Below are 21,996 nucleotides of genomic sequence, written 5' to 3'. Positions count from 1 at the left end.
CGCCCGGCCAACAGCCGACGGGTATCCATATGGAATTACGCCTCTACGATACGCTGAGCCGGGACAAGCGCACCTTCGTGCCGCTCGATGCGAACAACGTCCGCATGTATGTCTGCGGACCGACCGTCTACGACTTCGCCCATATCGGCAATGCGCGGCCGGTGATCGTGTTCGACGTGCTGTTTCGGCTGCTGCGCCACGCTTACGGCGAGGCGCACGTCAAATATGTCCGCAACATCACCGACGTCGACGACAAGATCAACGACCGCGCCGCGCGCGACTTTCCCGGTCTGCCATTGAACGAGGCGATCCGGAAAGTGACCGAGCAGACCGGCAAGCAGTTTCACGCCGATGTCGATGCGCTCGGTGCGCTCAGGCCAAGCGTCGAGCCGCGTGCGACCGAGCACATCGTCGAGATGCGCGAGATCATCGAGCGGCTGATCAAAGGCGGCTTTGCCTACGCCGCCGAGGACCACGTGCTGTTCTCGCCGCAGGCGATGAACGCGGCCAATGACGGGCTGCCGCGCTATGGCGCGCTGTCCAACCGTTCGCTGGACGAGATGGTCGCCGGTGCCCGCGTCGATGTCGCGCCCTACAAGAAGGGCAACACCGACTTCGTGCTGTGGAAGCCGTCCAAGCCGGGCGAGCCGTCGTGGCCGTCGCCGGCCGGCATCAAGGCCGAGGGCCGTCCAGGCTGGCACATCGAGTGCTCGGCGATGGCCTGGAAGCATCTCGGCGAACATTTCGACATCCATGGCGGCGGTATCGATCTCGTGTTTCCGCATCACGAGAACGAGGTCGCGCAGACTTGCTGCGCCTTCCACCAAGAGCGTATGGCGAACTACTGGATGCACAACGGCTTCCTGCAGGTCGAGAGCGAGAAGATGTCGAAGTCGCTCGGCAACTTCATCACCATCCACGAGTTGCTCGAGGACTGGCCGGGCGAGGTACTGCGTCTCAACATGCTGAAGACGCATTACCGCTCGCCGATCGACTGGACCATGAAGTCGCTGGAGGAGAGCGCCAAGACGCTCGACGACTGGTATCGCACCGCGGCCGACGTCGCGCCGGCCAGCCCCGCTGCGTCGGTGGTCGAGCCGCTGCTCGACGATCTCAATACGCCGCTGGCGATCGCGGCGCTGCATGGCTTGCGCGGCGATGCCGCTGCATTGTCCGGTTCGTTGCGGCTGCTCGGCTTCCTGTCGGAGACCGCGGCGCAGTGGGAAGGGCGCAAGCAGCAGGCGAGCGGGGTCGATGCCGGGGAGGTTGAGCGCCTGCTTGCGGAGCGGACAGCTGCGCGCGCGCGGAAAGACTTCAAGGAGTCCGATCGCATCCGCGATCTGCTCGCCGCGATGGGCGTTGCGATCAAGGACTCCAAGGAGGGGACGACCTGGGAGGTTTCGCGATGAAGCGGCCCGACACGCCGTTCCCGCGGCACTGGCTCTATTACATCGCGCTGAAGATCGTGCTGCTCGGCGCCGCGGTGGCGATCGTGCTCAAACTCTATGGGATGTGGTGAAGACGATGGGACAGACTTTGCCAAAGCCCGGCCTGCGGCCGTTCCTGCCTGATGACGTGCCCGTGCTCGCCGCGATCTTCGCCGCCAGCATCGAGCAGCTGACCGGCGACGACTACAGCGAGGCGCAGCAGCAGGCTTGGATGGAAAGGGCGGAGGACGAGGAGTTCGGCAAGCAGCTCGCCTCCGACCTGACACTGATCGCGACGCTCGAGGGCTCGCCGGTCGGATTCGCCTCGTTGCGCGGCGCCGATCACATCCACATGCTCTACGTGCATCCGGCCGTCAGCGGGCAGGGCATCGCGAGCATGCTGGTCGACGCGCTGGAGAAGCTCGCCGGCGGTCGCGGCGCAAAGAGCCTGACGGTCGATGCCAGCGATACCGCCGAAGGCTTCTTCGCCAAGCGCGGCTACACCGCCCAGCAGCGCAACAGCATCACCATCAACGACGAATGGCTCGCCAACACCACCATGAAGAAGACGCTCGGAGCCGCGGCATGAGCAGGGAGCGCCTTTATCTGTTCGACACCACGCTGCGCGACGGCGCGCAGACCAATGGCGTCGATTTCACGCTTGAAGACAAGCAGGTCATCGCCGCGATGTTGGATGATCTCGGCATCGACTATGTCGAGGGCGGCTATCCAGGTGCCAACCCGACCGACACCGAATTTTTCGGTGCCAAGCCGAAGTTCAAGCACGCGCGCTTCACCGCCTTCGGTATGACGCGGCGGGCCGGGCGCTCGGTCTCGAACGACCCCGGTGTCGCCGGTCTTCTGGAAGCCAAGGCGGATGCGATCTGCTTCGTGGCGAAGTCGTCGGCCTATCAGGTGCGCGTCGCGCTGGAGACGACGAAAGAGGAAAACCTCGCCTCGATCCGCGACAGCGTCACTGCGGCGAAGGCGGCCGGGCGCGAGGTCATGCTCGACTGCGAGCACTTCTTTGACGGCTACAAGGAAGATGCCGATTTCGCACTCGCCTGCGCCAAGGCCGCCTTTGATGCCGGCGCACGCTGGGTGGTGCTGTGCGACACCAATGGCGGCACCATGCCGAACGAGATCGAGGCCATCGTCACCGAGGTGACGAAGCACATCCCGGGCGACCACGTCGGCATCCACGCCCATAACGACACCGAGCAGGCGGTGGCCAATTCGCTCGCCGCGGTGCGCGCCGGCGCGCGGCAGATCCAGGGCACGCTGAACGGCCTTGGCGAGCGCTGCGGCAACGCCAATCTCTGCTCGCTGGTCCCGACCTTGAAGCTGAAGAAGGAGTTTGCGGACGCCTTCGAGATCGGCGTCACCGCGGAGAAGCTGGCGACGCTGGTGAAGGTGTCGCGCACGCTCGACGACATGCTCAACCGCGTGCCGAACCGGCATGCTCCTTACGTCGGCGAAAGCGCCTTCGTCACCAAGACCGGCATCCACGCCTCCGCCGTGCTGAAGGACCCGCAGACCTACGAGCACGTGCTGCCGGAGCTGGTCGGCAATCACCGCAAGGTGCTGGTATCCGACCAGGCCGGCCGCTCCAACGTCATCGCCGAGCTCGACCGCGCCGGGATCGCCTACGAGAAGAGCGATCCGAAACTGACGCGTCTTGTCGAGGAGCTGAAGGAGCGCGAGGCGCAGGGCTATGCCTATGAATCCGCCAACGCCTCGTTCGATCTCCTGGCGCGCCGCACGCTCGGCAAGGTGCCGCATTATTTCGAGGTCGAGCAGTTCGACGTCAATGTCGAGCAGCGCTACAATTCGCATGGCGAGCGCGTCACGGTGGCGCTGGCGGTGGTGAAGGTGGACGTGGCCGGCGAGCATCTGATCTCGGCCGCCGAAGGCAACGGCCCCGTCAACGCGCTCGACGTCGCCTTGCGCAAGGATCTCGGCAAGTACCAGAAATATATCGAGGGGCTGACGCTGATCGACTACCGCGTCCGTATCCTCAACGGCGGCACCGGCGCGGTCACACGCGTGCTGATCGAGAGCGAAGACGAGAACGGCGATCGCTGGACCACGGTCGGCGTATCCCCGAACATCATCGACGCCTCGTTCCAGGCGCTGATGGATTCGGTGATCTACAAGCTCGTGAAATCGGGCGCGCCGGCGTAGAGGACTGCGACGTGGGCGATGACGGTGCCACAAGCACCGTCATTGCGAGGAGCGAAGCGACGAAGCAATCCAGACTGTCTCCGCGAACGCGGTCTGGATTGCTTCGCTTCGCTCGCAATGACGAGGAGAGGGAGGAGCGCGACCAATGATCGACCACATCTCCGTCGGCGTCAGCGATCTCGATCGCTCGGCAAAATTCTACGAGGCAACGCTCGCCGCCCTCGGCCTCACGCGTCTCGTGACGCGGCCGCGTACGGTCGGCTTTGGCAAGGCCTATCCGGAATTCTGGATCAATCTGCGCGAAGCCATGCCGCGCGTCGCGCCTGAGAGCGGCGTGCACATCTGCCTGCGGGCGAAGACGACAGCCGAGATCGATGCGTTTCACGCCGCCGCGCTCGCAACCGGCGGCGCCTCCGACGGCGCGCCCGGCATTCGCCCGCATGACCGCGTGCGCTATTACGCGGCCTTCGTCTTCGATCCCGATGGCAACCGGATCGAGGCGGTGACGTTTCCGAGCGAGTAGCGCATGATCCGGAAAAGTGTGCAGCGGTTTTCCGGATAGATCATGCGCAAACAAAAGCCCTTACAGCTTGCGCGCGACTTCCGGGGCGAGCTGCTTTTCCGCCTCGGCGATCTGTGCCGCCGCCGCCTTCAGCTTCGGCAGGATCTCCTCGACGCGATCGGCCTTGAGGATGTCGACCGAGAGGCCGGCGCGGATGAACTCGGTCTGGCGCATGTGCGACAGCAGCGAGAACAGCGGCTCCCAGAAATTGTCGATATTGGCGAGCAGCACCGGCTTGGCGTGACGGCCGAGCTGCTTCCAGGTCAGCTGCTCGACCAGCTCCTCCAGCGTGCCGACGCCGCCGGGCAGCGCCACGAAGGCGTCGGAGCGCTCGAACATCAGTCGCTTGCGCTCGTGCATGTCGGGGGTGACGATCATCTCCTGCACGCGGGTCAGCGCGTTCTCGCGCTTGCGCAGGAATTCCGGAATGATGCCGGTGACGGTGCCGCCGTGATCCAGCACGGAGGTCGCGACCGAGCCCATCAGGCCGAGCGAGCCTCCGCCGTAGACGAGGCGGATGTTGTTATCGGCGAGGGCTTTGCCGAACGCCTTGGCGCCTTCGGTGAAGCGGGGATTGGTTCCGGGGCCGGAGCCGCAATAGACACAGACGGTTTTGATGGTGCTCATTGGTGTCATGATGCATTGCAGCGAAGAGGCGTCAAGCCCATTCGGTGATTCGGACTACCCGGAAATCTACCGGTAAATGACGACAAACAATCGAAGATTCGCCATCTGGCGGGGTGCGCGCGCATCGGGAAGGCTCTATATGACAGGCGAAAATCGTTAATCGCAGCGACGCTCCGCATCCGGCGGGCTTTCAGGCTTTTTGATGGACCAACCCCAATCCTTGGACGGCGCCGACGTTCCCAATCCTCCGGCCGGCGGGTCGCCGGAACGGGCCACGCTGATGGGCACGCTGGCGCATCTGTGGCCCTATATCTGGCCGGGCGACCGCTTCGACCTCAAGATGCGCGTGGTCTGGTCGCTGGTGCTGCTGCTCGCCGCCAAGCTGATCACGCTCGCGGTGCCGTTCAGCTTCAAATGGGCCACCGACGCGCTGACCGGCGCCGACACCGCGCCCGTCGCGGCCGACAATTGGCACCTCTGGGTGATCGCTTCGCCTCTGCTGCTGACGGCGAGCTACGGCGCGATGCGCATCATGATGGCGGTGCTGACGCAATGGCGCGACGGCATCTTCGCGCGCGTCGCCATGCATGCGGTGCGCAAGCTTGCCACCATCACCTTCATTCACATGCACGAGCTGTCGCTGCGCTTCCACCTGGAGCGCAAGACCGGGGGCCTGACGCGCGTGCTCGAGCGCGGGCGCGAGGGCATCGAGGTCATCGTGCGCATGGTGATCCTGCAGCTGATCCCGACCATCGTCGAGGTCTCGCTGCTGATGGCCGTGCTGCTCTGGCAGTTCGACTGGCGCTACGTGGTGGCGACGCTGATCACCGTCACGGTCTACATGTACTACACCTACATTGCGACCGAATGGCGGATCGGCATCCGCCGCAAGATGAACGATTCCGACACCGAGGCGAACACCAAGGCGATCGACTCGCTGCTGAACTACGAGACCGTGAAGTATTTCAGCGCCGAAGCGCGCGAGGCGCAGCGCTACGACAGATCGGTCGCGCGCTACGAGGAGGCGAGCGTCCACACCTACACCTCGCTCGCCGTCCTCAACACGGGGCAGGCCGTGATCTTCACGCTGGGCCTGACCGCGACCATGCTGATGTGCGCGATCGGCGTGCGCAACGGCACCAACACGGTCGGCGATTTCGTGCTGGTCAATGCCATGATGATCCAGCTCTACCAGCCGCTGAATTTCATGGGCATGGTCTATCGCGAGATCAAGCAGGCGATTATCGACATCGAGAAGATGTTCGGCGTGCTCCACCGCGAGGCCGAGATCAAGGATGCGCCCGACGCGAGGCCGCTGGCCGTCACCGCCGGCACCGTTCGTTTCGAGGATGTCCGCTTTGCATACGAGCCGACGCGCCCGATCCTCAAGGGCATCAGCTTCGAGGTGCCCGCCGGCAAGACGGTTGCGATCGTCGGTCCCTCCGGCGCGGGCAAGTCGACCATCTCGCGCCTGCTGTTCCGCCTCTACGACGTCTCTGGCGGCAAGATATTGATCGACGGCCAGGACATCCGCGCGGTGACGCAGGACTCCCTTCGCGCCTCGATCGGCATGGTGCCGCAGGACACCGTGCTGTTCAACGACACCATCCGCTACAACATCCGCTATGGCCGCTGGGACGCCAGCGATGCCGAGGTGGAGGAGGCGGCGCGCCTCGCCCAGATCGATCATTTCATCCGCATGGCGCCGAAGGGCTACGAGACCCAGGTCGGCGAGCGCGGCCTGAAACTGTCGGGCGGCGAGAAGCAGCGCGTCGCGATCGCGCGCACCGTGCTCAAGGCGCCGCCGATCCTGGTGCTGGACGAGGCGACCTCGGCGCTGGACACCCACACCGAGCACGAGATCCAGGGCGCGCTCGACCGCGTCGCCAGGAACCGCACCTCGCTGGTGATCGCGCACCGGCTCTCCACCATCGTCGGCGCCGACGAGATCATCGTGCTGGACCAGGGCCGCATCGCCGAGCGCGGCACCCACGCCAACCTGCTGGCGCAGGGCGGCCTCTACGCCAGCATGTGGAACAGGCAGCGCGAGGCCGAGGCGGCGCGCGAAAAACTGGCCCAGATGGCCGACAGCAGCGAGGCCCCCAACCGGGAGCCGCCGCCGGTCGACGACGCCCTGACGGCGCCGGCGGCCGCGGAGTGACCTTGTCTCGGGTCCCAACTCTGGCCTAAACAGGCCCACCGCACCGGGAGATGCCCGCGTGCAATCAACCCTGAGCGGCAGATAGCGATGTCCATTCTCGATTCGATCCAGCGTCAGATCCCGCCGATCCACAAGGAGGGCTATCCCTTCATCGGCGGCTTTGCGCTGGCAAGCCTGATCCTGTTCTGGCTGTGGTCGCCGCTGGGCTGGATCGGCACCATCCTCACCGTGTGGTGCGCGCTGTTCTTCCGCGACCCCGTGCGGGTGACGCCGGTGCGCGAGGGGCTCGTGGTGTCGCCGGCCGACGGCCGCGTCTCGATGATCACCATGGCGCTGCCGCCGGCCGAGCTCGGCCTCGGCGACCGGCCGCTGCCGCGTATCTCGGTGTTCATGAGCGTGTTCAACTGCCACGTGAACCGCGCTCCCCTGGCGGGCAGGGTGGATCGCATCGCCTATCGGCCCGGCCTGTTCATCAATGCCGAGCTCGACAAGGCGAGCGAGGACAACGAGCGCAACTCGCTGGTCATCTCGACACCCAATGCGCGGATCGGCGTGGTCCAGATCGCAGGGCTCGTCGCCAAGCGCATCGTCTGTTTCGTCAGGGAAGGGCAGGCGATCGGCGCCGGCGAGCGTTTTGGCCTGATCCGCTTCGGCTCGCGGCTCGATGTCTACCTGCCGGTCGGCACCAAGGCGCTGGTCTCGGAAGGGCAGACCGCGATCGCCGGCGAGACCATTCTGGCCGACCTTGCCGGCGAAGACCCCAGCCGCGCCTTCCGCGCCAATTAACCAAAGTCGGTCCTTGCGGGCCTTCCGCCGCAATGGCGGAGGGGGACGGGGCTTGCTATATCTCGCCTTAGGATAAGGACGAGCCATGACGCCCTACGAGTACAAGGATCCCGACGTCCGCCGCCGGCGGTTCCGCCCGATTCCGGTGCGGATGCTGGTGCCCAACGTCATCACGCTGCTGGCGATCTGCGCCGGCCTGACCTCGATCCGCCTGTCGATCGAGGGGCGGATGTCGCTCGCGGTTTACGCCATCGTGTTCGCGGCCGCGCTCGACGGTATCGACGGCCGCGTCGCGCGCATTCTCAAGGGACAGTCGAAATTCGGCGCCGAGCTCGACAGCCTCGCCGATTTCGTCAATTTCGGCGTGGCGCCCGGCCTGATGCTGTATTTCTGGCAGCTGCACGAGCTCGGCAATGCCGGCTGGATCGCCGCCATGGTGTTCGCGATCTCCGGGGGCTTAAGGCTCGCGCGTTTCAACGCCACGATGGACGATCCGAACAAGCCGGCATTCGCCGCCAATTTCTTCACCGGCGTGCCGGCTCCCGCCGGCGCGATCACCGTGCTGCTGCCGATCTATGTCGCGTTCCTTGATCTCGGCCGGCTGCCCGCGTCGGTGACGGCGGCCTACACGCTGCTGATCGCCTTCCTGATGGTGTCGCGCCTGCCGGTGTTCTCCGGCAAGACCAAGCGGATGCGGGTGCCGCCCGAGCTGGTGCTGCCGGCCTTCGTCGCGGTGATCGTCTTCATCGCGCTGCTGATCGCCTATCCCTGGCACGTGCTCTCGATCGGCACGGTGCTGTATCTGCTCGCCCTGCCGCTCGGCTACAAATCCTATCGCGACCAGGCGCGTGCGATGGAAGCGGCCGGGCCGTCAGGCGGGGAAGTCCCGTCGCCGCCCTCGGCGCCGACGCTGGCGAATTTGTCCGAGCCCCCGCACGACGACGACCGGCCCGGCCGGCTGCACTGAGCGGCCACGCGCGGATATCTGCCATGAGGCCGGCCTTGGTTGGGTTGAAGCCCGATCTCGGCTATATCGCCCTGTGCCGGCGGCATTGCGTCAATCAGCCGCCAATCTGGGAGATAACGCCGTGACGAATACCGTGACCGGGCCGCTGCCTGCTTCCGTTCTCGAAGCGCTGGGCCGCTATGACACCCCGACGATCTGCAATGCCATGGAGATCGTGGCGCCCGAGCGCCGTCTGATCGGCTACACCACCAAGCAACTGGTCTGCCCGTTCCCCGATCTGCCGCCGATCGTCGGCTATGCCCGCACGGTCGCGATCCGCTCGGTGCTGAAATCCTCGCTGCCGGCGGAGGAGCAGTCGAAGCGCCGCATCGAATATTACGAATATGTCGGCACCGGCCACGGTCCGCGTATCTCGGTGATCCAGGACATCGACGGTCCCGACGTCGGCTACGGCGCGTTCTGGGGCGAGGTGCAGAGCAACGTGCACAAGGCGCTCGGCTGCCTCGGCGTCATCACCGACGGCTCGATCCGCGACATCCCGCAATGGGCTCCGGGCTTCCAGGCGCTAGCGGGCTCGATCGGCCCGTCGCATGCATGGGTGCATGCCGAGAGCTTTGGTGGTGAGGTGCGCGTCGCCGGCATGACCGTGAAGTCCGACGACCTGATCCATGCCGACCAGCACGGCGCCATCGTGATCCCGCACGACATCGCGGCAAAGCTGCCCGAGGCCGCCGAGCTCTGCGGCCGCCGCGAGACGCCGATCCTCGAGATCGCGCGCAGCCCCGACTTCTCGCTGGAGAAGCTGAAGGCCGCGCTGAAGCGCTCGGCGGAGATCCACTGAGTTGTGACGGGGTGGCCTACGGCCGCGATTGCGGCCGCGGGTCGCCCTGTTCCGTCAGAAACAGGGCGGCCTGATCGGGCTCGCCGAACACCGCGGCGGCACATCCGATCAGGGTGAAGCCGCCGGCAAGATCCCACAGGGTAATGTCGTCTGCGCTGTCGGGGCTGTGAAGCAGCCGCGCTGCGATCACGGCGAAGCCGGCCTCGACAAACAGCAGCGCGCTGAAGGCCGGCAGCACGAGTTCCGGCTCGAGCAGATGAAGCGCCAGCACCGCAGGCAGTGCGGTGAGAAGACTGAACAGCGTCAACATTGCAAATCGGCTCCCGTGATGGAGCGTACCGCACGGGCGTAGAATATCGCATCGCCGCTCGCGGCGGGTGCGGCGCAGGGACGCGGTGCCGCCCGCGGATCGTCACCGTTGCCTCGCCCGGGCAGTCCGCTCGATTTCGACGATGTCATGCGCGCGAGGGCCAAGCGCTGCGTTGCAATGATGAGACGATACTCATCTTCCGTGAACGGTCGTTCGCAAAGAGCCTGCGGACATTCACTTCCTCGTGCGGTGAGGCGACACGCCGCAGAGGTTGTATGTGATTTCATGGCAACTACACGGGAATGTCACTCGCGTTTGGTAGCAATATATGAAACACATAATCTTAGATTGTAGACGATTTAAGATTGTATTTCTTTTGGACCGCGCGCGGTCCGGTTCCACCACGGCGGGGTGAGCCATGATTGTCACGACGGGCACGGGGTGGATTCCTGATCCGCCATCTGAACTCGACCCGGGCCCGACTGCGCCCGCGATCGAGGCGCATCTGCGAAAGGTGTTCGGCGAGGGGGCGGTCGCGCTGGCCGTGCCGCCGGCCGTGAACCTGCAGCAATATTTCCCTGAAGTGTTCGATCAGGGGCAGACCAACTCCTGCACCGCAAACGCGATTGGCGGCCTGATCCAGTATTTCGAGATCAGGACGAAATCGATCGCGGTCACGCCGTCGCGGATGTTCATCTACAAGACCACCCGCAACATGCTGGGAACGAGCCAGGACGCCGGTGCGTATTTGCGGACGGCGATGGAGTCGCTGGTCCTGTTCGGCGCGCCGCCGGAGCTGTTCTGGCCGGCCGGTCCGGAGACGCTGACGCTGGAGCCGCCTGCGTTCATGTACGCCTTCGCGTCGAACTATCGGGCGCTGCAATATTACCGATACGACCCGCAAGGGACCGCTCCGGAGGATGTGCTCAAGCGCATCAAGGCCCATCTGGCGGCCGGGCTGCCTGCAGCTTTCGGGTTCTACCTTTTCAAGTCGATCGCTTCGGCCGGCAGCACCGGCAACATTCCTTTTCCCGCCGAGAACGAGCAGGGCATCGGCGGACATGCCGTCGTCGCGGTCGGATATGACGACGCGCACGTCATCGAGAATCCGGCCGGAGGCGCAGCCACGACGGGCGCGCTCCGGATTCGAAATTCATGGGGCCCAGACTGGGGCAATGATGGCTACGGCTGGCTTCCCTATGAATATGTCCTGCGTGGCCTTGCGATCGACTGGTGGTCACTTCTCAAGGCGGACTGGTTCGACATCGACGACCCCATCTTCAAGATCCCGAACAACGATAACCAGACTTCAGGAGACGCCCAATGAGCAATCATCCCGCGGCTCAATATCTTCGCGGACAGCTTCAACAGAAATTCGCCGAAGGCGGTGCCTTCGGCGACGATTGCAAGAACGTGTTGTGGACCGCGGGCTGTACGTTCGCTTCGCCGCAGGCCGGCCAGGCCGGCTGTGGCGTCGTGCTCGGCACGCTCGCCTGCACGCTCGCAGCCCACGGCCAGCAGGCCGCGCAAGGTGCTGTCGGCGCGGACTGCAAGAACGTGATGTGGACGGCCGGCTGCACCTTCGCGGGCCAGCAGCAGGGCGGACACGGCGGTGGCGGCTTCGGCTGCATCCAGATCACCGCGACGACGTTCTGCACGGTCGGCACCCAGGCCGTCGCCCAGGCTGCCGCGCAGGGACAGTCCGGAGGGGCGGTCGGTTGCGTCAATCTGTATGGCACGCTTGCATGCACGCTGCAGCAGGGGCCGCAGGCCGCGCAAGGCGGCGAGGGCTGCAAGAACGTGATGTGGACGGCCGGCTGCACCTTTGCGGGTCAGCAGGGCGGCCAGGGCAGCGGTGACTGTTCGCCGGTCACCATGACAGCGTTTTGCACGATGCCCCAGGGGCAGCAGGGCGCGCACGGTGCTGTCGGCGCGGACTGCAAGAACGTGATGTGGACGGCCGGCTGCACCTTCGCAGGCCAGCAGCAGGGCGGACACGGCGGCGGCGGCTTTGGCTGCATCCAGATCACCGCAACGACGTTCTGCACGGTCGGCACGCAAATGGTGGCGCAGGCCGCCGCCGGCGGTCAGGGCGGAGCGCAAGGCGCCGTGGGCGGCGGAGCCGACTGCAAGAACGTGATGTGGACGGCCGGTTGCACCTTCGCGGGCCAGCAGGGCGCGCAGGGGAGCGTCGGCGAGGGCTGCAAGAACGTGATGTGGACCGCTGGCTGCACCTTCGCCGCGCAGCAGGGCGGTGCGGTCGGTGCCGATTGCGGCAACGTGCTCGGCACGCTCGCATGCACGCTCAGCGCCCAGCAGGTGGACCAGCTCCGTCAGGCACAGCAAGGCGGCGTCGGCTGCGGCAGCGGCGCCTGGACGCTGGTTTGCACCGTCTAGCGTTGCACGAATCCGGGTGGGCGCGGCGACGCGCGCACCCGGGAGACAAGCAGACATCATAGGCATGGCGATCGCCGGTCACAGCGACCGGCGGTCGTCTTGCGCGGGTAGGGCATTGCAGGAGCGGAGCCGGCATGGAGATCGTCACGCGAAACATCGTCCGTTTCCTGGTGCAGAAGAAGCTGCTCGATCAGGACGCGGTGGTTGCAGGAGGACTTGCGGTTTCGATGAGCAGAAGCCGCAACCGCTTCGTGCGCGTGACGCAGCGTGGTGGTCCCGGCTTCTTCATCAAGCAGGCCATCGCCACCGAGCCGATGAGCATCGAGACCGTCAAGCGCGAAGCGGAGATCTATCGCGGCGCATTCGGCGACGAGCGTCTGGTGCCGCTCCGCGAGCTGCTGCCCGCCTTTCACGATTTCGACGAAAGCCAGAACATCCTCGTGGTGCAGCTCGTCGACGATGCCGAGAACGTCGCCGAGCATCACCGCCGCCTGCGCCGGTGTCCGCCCGATCTGGCGCGCCGGCTCGGACGGGCGATCGCCGGCTATCACCGTATCCGCTTCGAGCCCGGCAAGCCACAGGCCGCGCTGTTTCCGCAGAAGCCGCCGTGGATCTGCGACCTTCACATCGAGTCCGATGTCTCGCGCCTGCGCCGCAGCCGAGCGGCCTCGTCGCTGACCGATCTGCTGCTGGAGGCGCCCGGTCTTGCCGCCCATCTCGCCGCAATCCGAGAGGACTGGCAGCGCGATACGCTGATCCACACCGACATGAAGTGGGAGAACTGCCTGCTCGCGCCGCGCAAGGCCGCGCCCGAGCAGCAGAGATTGCTCGTCATCGACTGGGAGCTTGCCGATATCGGCGATGCGGCCTGGGATGCCGCCGGCATCCTGCAGGCCTATGTCAATTTCTGGATCGGCTCGATGTCCGCGAATGGCGGCACCAGCCCGGACGCGCTGCTGGCCAATGCAGCCTTGCCGATCGACGACGTGCAGTCGGCGATCTCTTCCTTCTGGGACGGCTATGTCCAGGGCAGCGCCGCTTATCGTCCTGTCACCGACGCGTTCCTCGATCGCTGCGTGCGGATGATGGCCGCGCGCATGCTGATCTCCGCCTATGAGATGAGCGCGCATGTCGAGGTCGGCGATCCGCGCCTGCTGCTGGTGCTGCAGATCGCTTTCAACGTGTTCGAAAATCCGCGGCAGGCCGCGGGCGAGCTGCTCGGCATTCGGCGGAATCAGGCGCCGGATGCGATGCCGTCCGCGCCATCGTCGCAAGCCGCGCTCGAACAATCCCTGACCCATGAGGCGCAGCATGTGTGAGCCGACGGGACGGTTGCAACGCTTCGTCGAGGCGCTGAGCGTGGATGGCAAGGGGACGATCCGGTTATTGGAGCGCTCGATCGGTCAGGCCGGGGCCGACCTTTCGGCTTCGCTCAGTGCCGCCGTCTATCAGCACGTCTATATGCAGCCATACCCTCCGCCGCCGGACCTCGCCAATCCCGATGCCGACCTGACCGCCGAGCTTGAGCAGGCCAACGCGACGCGGCCGCGCGTCGAGAGCGGCTGGTCGCTGCTGGAGCACGCACCCGATGGCGGAGTGGTCGCCATCAGGCATGGCCGGTCGCGCCGCTTGATGGCCGGCCAGTTCATGGTCGCCGACGGCGTCCTGCCGGCACGCAGCGGCGCCTCGCTCACGGTGCAATTGCCCGCGGGATCGCGCAGCCAGCAACCGGGGTTCCTGTACTGCTTCGGCGAGAATTTCGTCGATGCCAATGACCTCAGTCCGCTGGTGCGGCTCTATTTCAATGTCGGCGCAAACGATGCGGCGGCATTCGTGAAGGCGCTGACGGGCGCGCTGAACCGTTATCAAATTCCATTCCAGTTCAAGATCACGGTGCGCGGCGCAGATTTCATCCGCACCGACAATGCCGTGCTCTATCTGGCGCAGGACCATTTTCGCGCGGCGGTGCTGGCGATCCGCGCAGGGATCGCGGAGATCGATGGCTTGCTTGCGGATGACGTGCCGCTGTTCGCCAAGCGGCTCAGCGGCGGCATCGGGTTTGCGGAGGATCCCGGCCACGGCGACAGTTTTGGCACGTCGAGGAGCCGGCTCGTCGCGGCCGCGCTGATGTCGGCGCACGAGGACGACCGGTTCGTCTGGAACGCCTTCGAGCGCGCGTTTGCCGATACCGTCGCTGCGGCGAAGCTCGACCTTGCGGCGCTCCATCTCAATCCCGGCTCGCCCGACATCTACGAGGTATGGTCATGAACGGTGTCATGGCGGCTGCTGCCGATCTTCGGCCTAAGTCCGGCGACGGCGGCTCGTATCTCGACGCCGCGTTCGGGATCGGCGCCCGGCTGCTGCGAAGTGCGGTCTGGCACGGCAACATCTGCAACTGGTTCGGTCCGGTGTTCGAGGAGCATGCGGGATCGCACCAGCTGGCCTGCGGCACGCTCGGTCCCGGCCTCTATGACGGCACGGCCGGCATTGCGCTGTTCCTCGGACATCTCGGCCGCGAACTGGCGGACCCGGCCTTCAAGCGCGTCGCGCACGCGGCGATCGGGCACGCACTGGCGCGCGCGAAGGATATTCCGGGGGGGATCAAGTACGGCTTCTATACCGGCGAGGTCGGGATCGGCTACGCGGCGATCGAGGTCGGCAGATGTCTTGAAGATTCGACGCTCGTGGCGCGCGGCTTCGAGCTGGTCCGCACTGCGGCCGAAGCCAATCTCGACGGCAATGCCGTCATTGACGTGATGTCGGGAAGTGCCGGCGTCATCCCTGTGCTGCTTCGGCTGTTCGCAGACAGCGGGGAGGGCTGGCTGATGGATGCTGCGCGCAGGCGCGGCGACATGCTGCTCGCCCGGGCAAGCCGCGACGAACGAGGTCTTTCATGGGACGTGCTCGGCGAGCTCGCCGGCACCATGGATCTGTCCCGGGTGTCGGAGCGCCTGGCCGACATCAAGGCCGGCGACAGGTCGCGCCCGAACCTGATCGGATTTTCGCACGGCGCCAGCGGTATCGCCTGGGCGTTGCTCGAGCTCGGTGCGGCGAGTGGCGAGGCCCGGATGCAGGATGCGGCACGCGATGCCTTCGCCTACGAGGACAGCTGGTTCGACGCAGCGAATGATCGCTGGCCGGATTTGCGTCTGCACGACGCCGGCAACGATGGCACGTCAGCGGGTCCCATCGCCTGGTGCCATGGAGCGGTCGGCATCGGGCTTGCGCGCATGCGGGCCTGGCGGATCACGGCAGACGAGCGCTACCGCGGCGACGTGGTCGCAGCGCTCAGGATGACGGCGCGTTCGCTGCTCAACGGCAATCCGGCCTCGGCAAACTACTCGCTGTGCCACGGCCTTGCCGGCGACGCCGAACTGTTCCTGACCTGGGCGGAGCTGACCGGTGATTCCGAAGCGCGAGGCCTGGTCGACACGGTTGCGGCGCGCGGCATCCAGGACTTCGCCCGCGAGCATCGTCCCTGGCCGTCCGGAATCGACGGTGCACCGGAGTCGCCCGGCTTGATGCTCGGTCTCGCCGGCACCGGCTATTTCTATCTGCGCGCCGCCCGTCCGGCGCGGATACCGTCGGTCCTGCTGGTCGCCCCGGAGAGCAAGGCGCTTGGGACCGCTTATGGTTAGCAAAGTGTTGAGATCCGTGTCGGCGGCCAGCAAAGCGGGCGCCGGCTCAGCGCGCTGCCCCGGTCCGGCGCATCGGCTCAACTTAACCTTTACGCGGCTTTAAGGGCGGCACTCTAGGGTTTCCGATGCGGTTCGGGGTTGGGCCGCGCCAGCGGCCAGGACGGCCGTTGTTGCGTTCGCGTTGGAGTCTCCCATGGATATCATGACGAGCGTCGGGCTCATTGCGGGCATCATCGTCATCACGGCGATGATCTTCATGGGCGGCGACCTCCACATGTTCATCTCCGAACATGCCATGATCATCATCTTCGGCGGCTCGATCTCCGCCACCATGATCCGTTTTCCGCTCAGCGCGCTGCTGCACGGCCTTCCGCTCGGCGCCAAATTCGCCTTCACGATGAGCCGCCTGTCGGCCCACGACCTCGTTGACGAGCTCGCCCGCATCGCCGAGATCGCCCGCAAGCAGGGCCCGGTGGGTCTGGAAAAGGTCGAGACCGACGAGCCGTTCCTGGCCAAGGGCATCCGCTACGTCGCCGACGGCTACGACCTCGACTTCATCCGCGACAATCTCGAGCGCGACCGCGACAACTTCCTCATGCACCTCGACGAGGGCAGCAAGATCTACCGCGCCATCGGCGACTGCGCCCCGGCCTTCGGCATGATCGGTACGCTGATCGGCATGGTGCAGATGTTCGCGAACATGACCGACCCGTCCAAGCTCGGCCCGTTCATGGCGACCGCGCTGCTCGCCACGCTGTACGGCGCGCTCGTCGCCAACCTGTTCTGTCTGCCGATCGCCGACAAGTTGCACGGCAAGCTGCTCGACGAGGAAACCAACCGCACCCTGATCATCGACGGCATCCTGATGATCCGCGACTCCAAGAGCCCCACGCTCGTGCGCGAAATGCTGCTGGCTTATCTGCCGGAGAAGCATCGTCACGCCGAAGGCGAGCCGGTGCCGGCCTAACGCCGCCCGTCGGGATTTCGCGAGATGGCCAAGAAGAAACGCGGCGATGCTCACGGTGGCGGTCACGGCTGGTTCGTGACCTTCGCCGACCTGATGGGCCTGATGATGAGCTTCTTCGTGATGCTCGTCGCGTTCTCGACGCAGGACGCCAACAAGCTGAAGATCGTCGCCGGCTCGATGCGCGATGCCTTCGGTGTGCAGAGCGAGGCGCGCTACGCCGGCATCGTCGAGTCCGACGGCCTGCCGACGCGCCCGCGGCTGAAGAACGTCGACCATATCCAGCCCGAGGACGCCTCCAACACGCCGACCCCGGACCAGGAGGACCGCGACAAGACGTCGGGCGCGAAGATCAAGGTCGACCGCAATTTCGCGCTCGCCGCGGCCTCGCTGCGCCAGGCCTTGCAGGACATGCCGGAACTGACCGAGATGTCCAAGCACATCATGTTCGAGGAGACCAAGCAGGGGCTCAACCTCGAGATCGTCGACCAGGACGGGCGCTCGATGTTCGCCGACGGCTCCAAGGTGCCTTACGACCGCACGCGCCGGTTGATCGAGAAGCTCGCGATCCCGCTCAAGGCGACGCCGCTCCGCGTTTCCATCGCCGGTCACACCGCGGCTGGATTCGTTCCGACCCGCAGCGAATACGGCGCCTTCGACCTGTCGGCCGACCGCGCCAACGCCGTGCGCCAGATCCTGGAGCGCGAGGGCCTGCCGCCCTCCCACATCTTCGCCGTCTCCGGCAAGGCGGACACCCAGCCGCTGTTTCCGGACGATCCCTCGCTTGCCGCCAATCGGCGCGTGACCATCACGCTCATGCGCGAAGATCCGCCGCTGCCGCCGAATCTGAAGCCATAGAGCGGTTTCGAGCGAACTCGACGCACGGTTCGCGCTTCAGGCCCTTGCGCTACCATTCTACCTGAGGCATGTCGTCGCGCTGGCGGCGACCGTTGCTGCGTCGTCACAGCATCCGGCTCGCCGCCTGCTATGGTGGTGTGCCGATTGACAGGCGCGCCGGAACCGTCAAAAGGCGCCGGATCAATTCTCGGGAAGAAGCGTTTCCAGTTTCACATGACGGCGAGCATCACATCGAGCGACGCCCAAGAAGGGCAAGCTCCGGCCACCTCGGGTTTCTGGGGTCTGACGCTCGGAAGCATCGGCGTTGTCTTCGGCGACATCGGCACGTCGCCACTTTACGCATTCCACGAGGCGGTCCGCGGCGCGGCCCATGGCGAGGCGGTGACACGGAGCATGGTGCTCGGCGTGCTCTCGCTGATCCTGTGGGCGCTGCTGATCGTCGTCACCGCCAAATACGTCCTGCTGCTCCTGCGCGCCGACAACAACGGGGAGGGCGGCACGCTCTCGCTGATGGCGCTGGGCCAGCGTGCGCTGGGGCGGCGGAGCTGGTTCCTGCTCGCGCTCGGCGTCGTCGGCGCCTCCATGTTCATCGGCGATTCCATGATCACGCCGGCGATCTCGGTGCTGTCGGCGGTCGAAGGTCTCAAGCTCGCTACGCCTGCGTTCGAGCACTATGTCGTGCCGCTCACCGTCCTCATCCTGGCGCTGCTGTTCGCCGTGCAGAGCAAGGGGACGGCGCTGGTGGCGTCCGCGTTCGGCCCGGTGATGGTGGTCTGGTTCACTGTCCTCGCAGTGATGGGCGCCGTCCACATCGCCGACGATCCCACGGTGCTGGCGGCGATCAATCCCTATTACGCGCTGCAATTCCTGCTGTCGCACGGCACGATCGGCCTGGTGACGCTGGGCGCCGTGTTCCTGGCGGTCACTGGGGGCGAGGCGCTCTACGCCGATCTCGGCCATTTCGGCCGCAAGCCGATCCAGTCCGCGTGGATGTTCTTCGTGCTGCCCGCGCTGCTGATCAACTATTTCGGGCAGGGCGCGCTGGTGCTGTCCGATCCGAGCGCGATCGAGCATTCGTTCTATCGCATGGTCCCCGAGGGTCTGGTGCTGCCGCTGGTCGGACTTGCGACCGCGGCGACCGTGATCGCGAGCCAGGCGGTGATCACCGGCGCCTATTCGCTGGTCTATCAGGCCGTGCAGCTCGGCCTCCTGCCGCGCTTCGAAGTGCGCTACACCTCCGAAACCCATGCCGGGCAGATCTATCTGCCGCGCGTGAACCGGCTGCTGCTGATCGGCGTGATGCTGCTGGTGCTGTTGTTCCATACTCCCAGCAATCTCGCGTCGGCCTACGGCATCGCGGTCTCCACCACCATGGTTGCCGACGGCATCATGGGCTTCGTCGTGATCTGGAAATTGTGGAACTGGCGCGCTGCCACGGCTGCGGCCGTCATCGTTCCGTTCGTCGTCGTCGACCTCAGCTTCTTCAGCGCCAACCTGCTCAAGCTGCTGGAGGGCGCCTGGGTGCCGCTGCTGTTCGGTGCCGCCATGGCGGGCACGATCTGGACCTGGCGGAAGGGCTCCGGAATCCTGATCCAGAAGACGCGGCGCATCGAGGTGCCGCTGGACGATCTGATCCGGAGCCTGGAGAAGCGGCCGCCGCACATCGTCAAGGGCACCGCGGTGTTCCTGACCAGCGATCCCGCCTTCGTGCCGACCGCGCTGCTGCACAACCTCAAGCACAACAAGGTGCTGCACGAGCACAACGTGATCCTGACCATCGAGACCTCACATACGCCGCGGGTCGATCTGTCCGAGCGATTCCGCATGGAGAAGATCAGCGACAAGTTCTCGAAGGTCCGCCTGCGCTTCGGCTACATGGAGCAACCCAACGTGCCGAAGGCGCTGGCGATCGCGCGCAAGCAGGGCTGGCAGTTCGACATCATGTCGACGTCGTTCTTCGTGTCGCGTCGGTCGCTGAAGGCCTCGGCGCAGTCGGGCATGCCGCTCTGGCAGGACCACCTGTTCATCGCGCTCAGCCGCTCCGCCAACGACGCCACCGATTATTTCCAGATCCCGACCGGGCGGGTGGTTGAAGTCGGAACTCAAGTGACTATTTGAAAAGGCAACTGCCGAACCCATGCGAAAATCGCATGGCAAGGGCCCAAAATCGGGCTAGGCTATGCCGGTAGCGCAGGACTATAAGCCGCGCGCTCTTCCGCCGTTGTGCAGTGAAGCATTTTTAGAGGCCATCAGGCTCTCCCATGACTAGCGACGTAGCAGTTCCCGCCCCGGCAACGGCGGCGGCCAATGGGCATGGCGAAGCCCACACCACCGCCGGTTTCGGCGCGCTGACGCTTGGCAGCATCGGCGTCGTCTACGGCGACATCGGCACCAGCCCGCTCTACGCCTTCCGCGAGGCGGTGATGGTGGCTGCGGGCGCCGAGGGGTCGCCGACGACGGCGGCCGTGCTCGGCGTGGTCTCGCTGATCCTGTGGGCGCTGATCGTCGTGGTCACGCTCAAATACGTCGTGATCCTGCTGCGCGCCGACAACAACGGTGAGGGCGGCACGCTCGCCTTGATGGCGCTGGCCCAGCGCGCGGTCGGAACCGGCGGGGCCACCATCGTCCTGCTCGGCATCATTTCCGGCGCCCTGTTCTACGGTGATGCCGTCATCACCCCGGCGGTCTCGGTGCTGTCGGCGATCGAAGGCATGAAGGACGTCACTCTGACCTTCGAGCCCTATATCGTTCCGCTGACCGTGGTGATCCTGGTCGGCCTGTTCGCCGTGCAATCGCGCGGCACCGCCCGGGTCGCGGCGTTCTTCGGCCCGGTGATGTGCGTCTGGTTCGCCGTGATCGCGGTCGCCGCGATCGGCCCGATCATCCGGCAGCCGCAAATCCTGTTCGCGCTGAACCCGCTCTACGCGGTGTCCTTCATGCTCCATCACGGCGTCATCGGCTTCGTCACGCTGGGCGCGGTGTTCCTGGCCGTGACCGGCGCCGAGGCGCTCTATGCCGACCTCGGTCATTTCGGCAAGCGCCCGATCCAGACCGCCTGGCTGTTCATCGTGGTGCCGTCGCTGGCGCTGAACTATCTGGGGCAAGGGGCGCTCGTGCTTGACGACCCCGGCGCGATCGTGAGCCCGTTCTTCCAGCTGTTTCCGCAGGGCTGGCTCCGCGGCAGCATGGTCGTGCTGGCCACCATGGCGACCGTGATCGCGAGCCAAGCCGTCATCACCGGCGCCTATTCGCTGACGCGCCAGGCGATCCAACTCGGGCTGCTGCCGCGATTTGAAATTCGTCATACGTCCGAAGCCCATTCCGGGCAGATCTTCATCCCGCGCATCAACCAGCTGCTGCTGGTCGCGGTGATCCTGATGGTGCTGCTGTTCCGCTCCTCCAGCGCGCTGGCGTCGGCCTACGGCATCGCCGTGACTGGAACGATGGTCGTCACGGGAATGATGGGCTTCGTCGTGATCTGGAAGGCCTGGCGTTGGTCGCCCTTCGCCGCCGCCGCGCTGATCGTGCCCTTCCTGTTCCTCGACCTGACCTTCCTTGCCGCCAACCTGCTCAAGGTGTTCGAGGGCGGCTGGGTGCCGCTGGCGCTCGGCTCGCTGATGATCCTGTTGATGTACACTTGGCGGCGCGGCAGCCGGCTGCTGTTCGAGAAGTCGCGCAAGCTCGAGTTCCCGCTCGCCGACCTCGTCGCCATGCTGGAGAAGCGGCCGCCGCAGCGCGTGCCCGGCACCGCCGTGTTCCTGACCTCGGACCCGCTCAGCGCGCCGACGGCGCTGATGCATAGTCTGAAGCACTACAAGGTGCTGCACGAGAAGAACGTCATTCTCACCATCGAGACCGCGCAGACCCCGCGCATCGACCCGGCCGAGCGGGTGCGGCTGGAGCAGATCTCGCCGACCTTCTCCAAGGTGACGCTGAAGTTCGGCTTCATGGAATCACCCAACGTGCCGAAGGCCCTCGCCATCGCCCGCAAGCTCGGCTGGCAGTTCGACATCATGTCGACCTCGTTCTTCCTGTCGCGCAGGGCGCTCAAGCCCGCCGCCCATTCCGGCATGCCGCGCTGGCAGGACCGGCTGTTCATCTCGCTCAGCCGCTCCGCCAACGACGCCACGGACTATTTCCAGATCCCGTCGGGCCGTGTGGTCGAGGTCGGTACGCAGGTGACGATCTAGGACCGCTGTCGTCGCCCGGCTTGACCGGGCGACCCAGTATTCCAGAGACGGCGCGGCTAGAACCGAGGAGCCGCGGCGTACTGG

At 65.7% G+C, this 21,996-nt stretch carries 19 protein-coding genes; 17 read left to right on the top strand and 2 right to left on the bottom strand.

Translation table 11 applies throughout. From position 1 onward, the window contains the following. Positions 1–29: 29 nt before the first annotated feature. From cysS to A7X65_RS11280, 4 genes are all read left to right on the top strand, one after another. Positions 30–1,409, top strand: coding sequence for a cysteine--tRNA ligase (cysS, locus tag A7X65_RS11295; protein WP_063684607.1), 1,380 nt, complete (start codon positions 30–32; stop codon positions 1,407–1,409). Positions 1,410–1,524: 115 nt separating this feature from the next. Next, entirely contained in the window at positions 1,525–2,016 is a 492-nt protein-coding gene (locus A7X65_RS11290) for a GNAT family N-acetyltransferase (RefSeq protein WP_063684927.1), read from the top strand. After that, a complete protein-coding gene (gene cimA, locus A7X65_RS11285; protein WP_063684606.1) occupies positions 2,013–3,611 on the top strand; it encodes a citramalate synthase in 1,599 nt (532 codons plus the stop codon). Before A7X65_RS11290 ends, cimA begins: the two co-directional genes overlap by 4 nt. Before the next feature lie 145 nt (positions 3,612–3,756). Continuing rightward, positions 3,757–4,134: a VOC family protein gene (locus A7X65_RS11280; RefSeq protein ID WP_063684605.1), complete on the top strand. Its 378-nt coding sequence runs from the start codon at positions 3,757–3,759 to the stop codon at positions 4,132–4,134. 60 nt (positions 4,135–4,194) lie between these two features. On the opposite strand, the gene A7X65_RS11275 is transcribed toward A7X65_RS11280, so the two are convergent. Further along, positions 4,195–4,800: an LOG family protein gene (locus tag A7X65_RS11275; protein ID WP_063684604.1), complete on the bottom strand. Its 606-nt coding sequence runs from the start codon at positions 4,798–4,800 to the stop codon at positions 4,195–4,197. A 202-nt stretch (positions 4,801–5,002) separates the two neighbouring features. Between A7X65_RS11275 and A7X65_RS11270 the strand changes: the two genes are divergently transcribed. The 4 genes from A7X65_RS11270 to A7X65_RS11255 all read left to right on the top strand — a co-directional run bounded on the left by A7X65_RS11270 (position 5,003) and on the right by A7X65_RS11255 (position 9,555). Next, positions 5,003–6,961 (top strand): ABCB family ABC transporter ATP-binding protein/permease, encoded by a 1,959-nt coding sequence (locus tag A7X65_RS11270; protein ID WP_063684603.1) that lies wholly within the window; start codon positions 5,003–5,005, stop codon positions 6,959–6,961. 81 nt (positions 6,962–7,042) lie between these two features. Further along, positions 7,043–7,747, top strand: a complete 705-nt coding sequence (locus A7X65_RS11265; protein WP_283806145.1) for a phosphatidylserine decarboxylase — start codon at positions 7,043–7,045, stop codon at positions 7,745–7,747. 85 nt (positions 7,748–7,832) lie between these two features. Further along, entirely contained in the window at positions 7,833–8,714 is an 882-nt protein-coding gene (locus A7X65_RS11260) for a CDP-alcohol phosphatidyltransferase family protein (protein ID WP_063684601.1), read from the top strand. A 121-nt stretch (positions 8,715–8,835) separates the two neighbouring features. Continuing rightward, on the top strand, positions 8,836–9,555 hold the full coding sequence (locus tag A7X65_RS11255) for an RraA family protein (RefSeq protein ID WP_063684600.1): 720 nt from the start codon (positions 8,836–8,838) through the stop codon (positions 9,553–9,555). Between the two features lie 16 nt (positions 9,556–9,571). On the opposite strand, the gene A7X65_RS11250 is transcribed toward A7X65_RS11255, so the two are convergent. Next, positions 9,572–9,865 carry a hypothetical protein gene (locus A7X65_RS11250; RefSeq protein ID WP_063684599.1) on the bottom strand — a complete coding sequence of 98 codons (294 nt, stop codon included), beginning with the start codon at positions 9,863–9,865 and terminating at the stop codon, positions 9,572–9,574. 418 nt (positions 9,866–10,283) lie between these two features. On the opposite strand from A7X65_RS11250, the gene A7X65_RS11245 reads away from it, so the two are divergent. From A7X65_RS11245 to A7X65_RS11205, 9 genes are all read left to right on the top strand, one after another. After that, the gene (locus A7X65_RS11245; RefSeq protein ID WP_063684598.1) at positions 10,284–11,192 is read left to right on the top strand and encodes a C1 family peptidase; all 909 of its coding nucleotides are present in this window, start codon (positions 10,284–10,286) and stop codon (positions 11,190–11,192) included. Next, positions 11,189–12,262 (top strand): hypothetical protein, encoded by a 1,074-nt coding sequence (locus tag A7X65_RS11240; RefSeq protein ID WP_063684597.1) that lies wholly within the window; start codon positions 11,189–11,191, stop codon positions 12,260–12,262. Before A7X65_RS11245 ends, A7X65_RS11240 begins: the two co-directional genes overlap by 4 nt. A 134-nt stretch (positions 12,263–12,396) precedes the next feature. Beyond that, the gene (locus A7X65_RS11235; RefSeq protein WP_063684596.1) at positions 12,397–13,581 is read left to right on the top strand and encodes a phosphotransferase; all 1,185 of its coding nucleotides are present in this window, start codon (positions 12,397–12,399) and stop codon (positions 13,579–13,581) included. Further along, a complete protein-coding gene (locus tag A7X65_RS11230; RefSeq protein WP_156527727.1) occupies positions 13,574–14,530 on the top strand; it encodes a T3SS effector HopA1 family protein in 957 nt (318 codons plus the stop codon). The genes A7X65_RS11235 and A7X65_RS11230 overlap by 8 nt, the downstream gene beginning before the upstream one ends. Then, on the top strand, positions 14,527–15,900 hold the full coding sequence (locus A7X65_RS11225) for a lanthionine synthetase LanC family protein (protein WP_167358231.1): 1,374 nt from the start codon (positions 14,527–14,529) through the stop codon (positions 15,898–15,900). The genes A7X65_RS11230 and A7X65_RS11225 overlap by 4 nt, the downstream gene beginning before the upstream one ends. 193 nt (positions 15,901–16,093) lie before the next feature. Further along, the gene (locus tag A7X65_RS11220; protein ID WP_014496127.1) at positions 16,094–16,867 is read left to right on the top strand and encodes a motility protein A; all 774 of its coding nucleotides are present in this window, start codon (positions 16,094–16,096) and stop codon (positions 16,865–16,867) included. A gap of 24 nt (positions 16,868–16,891) precedes the next feature. Further along, the gene (locus tag A7X65_RS11215; protein ID WP_063684593.1) at positions 16,892–17,722 is read left to right on the top strand and encodes an OmpA/MotB family protein; all 831 of its coding nucleotides are present in this window, start codon (positions 16,892–16,894) and stop codon (positions 17,720–17,722) included. A 213-nt stretch (positions 17,723–17,935) separates the two neighbouring features. Continuing rightward, on the top strand, positions 17,936–19,840 hold the full coding sequence (locus A7X65_RS11210) for a potassium transporter Kup (protein WP_063684592.1): 1,905 nt from the start codon (positions 17,936–17,938) through the stop codon (positions 19,838–19,840). A 143-nt stretch (positions 19,841–19,983) separates the two neighbouring features. Continuing rightward, positions 19,984–21,912 carry a potassium transporter Kup gene (locus A7X65_RS11205; protein ID WP_063684591.1) on the top strand — a complete coding sequence of 643 codons (1,929 nt, stop codon included), beginning with the start codon at positions 19,984–19,986 and terminating at the stop codon, positions 21,910–21,912. The last annotated feature ends 84 nt before the right edge of the window (positions 21,913–21,996 follow it).

The organism is Bradyrhizobium stylosanthis, assembly GCF_001641335.1.
In the GTDB taxonomy this organism is placed as follows: Bacteria; Pseudomonadota; Alphaproteobacteria; order Rhizobiales; family Xanthobacteraceae; genus Bradyrhizobium; species Bradyrhizobium stylosanthis.
This window is presented reverse-complemented; position numbering and strand designations above follow the sequence as displayed.

Coding starts and splice junctions, on each gene's coding strand:
- cysS (WP_063684607.1), top strand. CDS start 30: ATGGAATTACGCCTCTACGATACGCTGAGCCGGGACAAGCGCACCTTC.
- A7X65_RS11290 (WP_063684927.1), top strand. CDS start 1,525: ATGGGACAGACTTTGCCAAAGCCCGGCCTGCGGCCGTTCCTGCCTGAT.
- cimA (WP_063684606.1), top strand. CDS start 2,013: ATGAGCAGGGAGCGCCTTTATCTGTTCGACACCACGCTGCGCGACGGC.
- A7X65_RS11280 (WP_063684605.1), top strand. CDS start 3,757: ATGATCGACCACATCTCCGTCGGCGTCAGCGATCTCGATCGCTCGGCA.
- A7X65_RS11275 (WP_063684604.1), bottom strand. CDS start 4,800: ATGAGCACCATCAAAACCGTCTGTGTCTATTGCGGCTCCGGCCCCGGA.
- A7X65_RS11270 (WP_063684603.1), top strand. CDS start 5,003: ATGGACCAACCCCAATCCTTGGACGGCGCCGACGTTCCCAATCCTCCG.
- A7X65_RS11260 (WP_063684601.1), top strand. CDS start 7,833: ATGACGCCCTACGAGTACAAGGATCCCGACGTCCGCCGCCGGCGGTTC.
- A7X65_RS11250 (WP_063684599.1), bottom strand. CDS start 9,865: ATGTTGACGCTGTTCAGTCTTCTCACCGCACTGCCTGCGGTGCTGGCG.
- A7X65_RS11245 (WP_063684598.1), top strand. CDS start 10,284: ATGATTGTCACGACGGGCACGGGGTGGATTCCTGATCCGCCATCTGAA.
- A7X65_RS11240 (WP_063684597.1), top strand. CDS start 11,189: ATGAGCAATCATCCCGCGGCTCAATATCTTCGCGGACAGCTTCAACAG.
- A7X65_RS11235 (WP_063684596.1), top strand. CDS start 12,397: ATGGAGATCGTCACGCGAAACATCGTCCGTTTCCTGGTGCAGAAGAAG.
- A7X65_RS11230 (WP_156527727.1), top strand. CDS start 13,574: ATGTGTGAGCCGACGGGACGGTTGCAACGCTTCGTCGAGGCGCTGAGC.
- A7X65_RS11225 (WP_167358231.1), top strand. CDS start 14,527: ATGAACGGTGTCATGGCGGCTGCTGCCGATCTTCGGCCTAAGTCCGGC.
- A7X65_RS11220 (WP_014496127.1), top strand. CDS start 16,094: ATGGATATCATGACGAGCGTCGGGCTCATTGCGGGCATCATCGTCATC.
- A7X65_RS11215 (WP_063684593.1), top strand. CDS start 16,892: ATGGCCAAGAAGAAACGCGGCGATGCTCACGGTGGCGGTCACGGCTGG.
- A7X65_RS11210 (WP_063684592.1), top strand. CDS start 17,936: ATGACGGCGAGCATCACATCGAGCGACGCCCAAGAAGGGCAAGCTCCG.
- A7X65_RS11205 (WP_063684591.1), top strand. CDS start 19,984: ATGACTAGCGACGTAGCAGTTCCCGCCCCGGCAACGGCGGCGGCCAAT.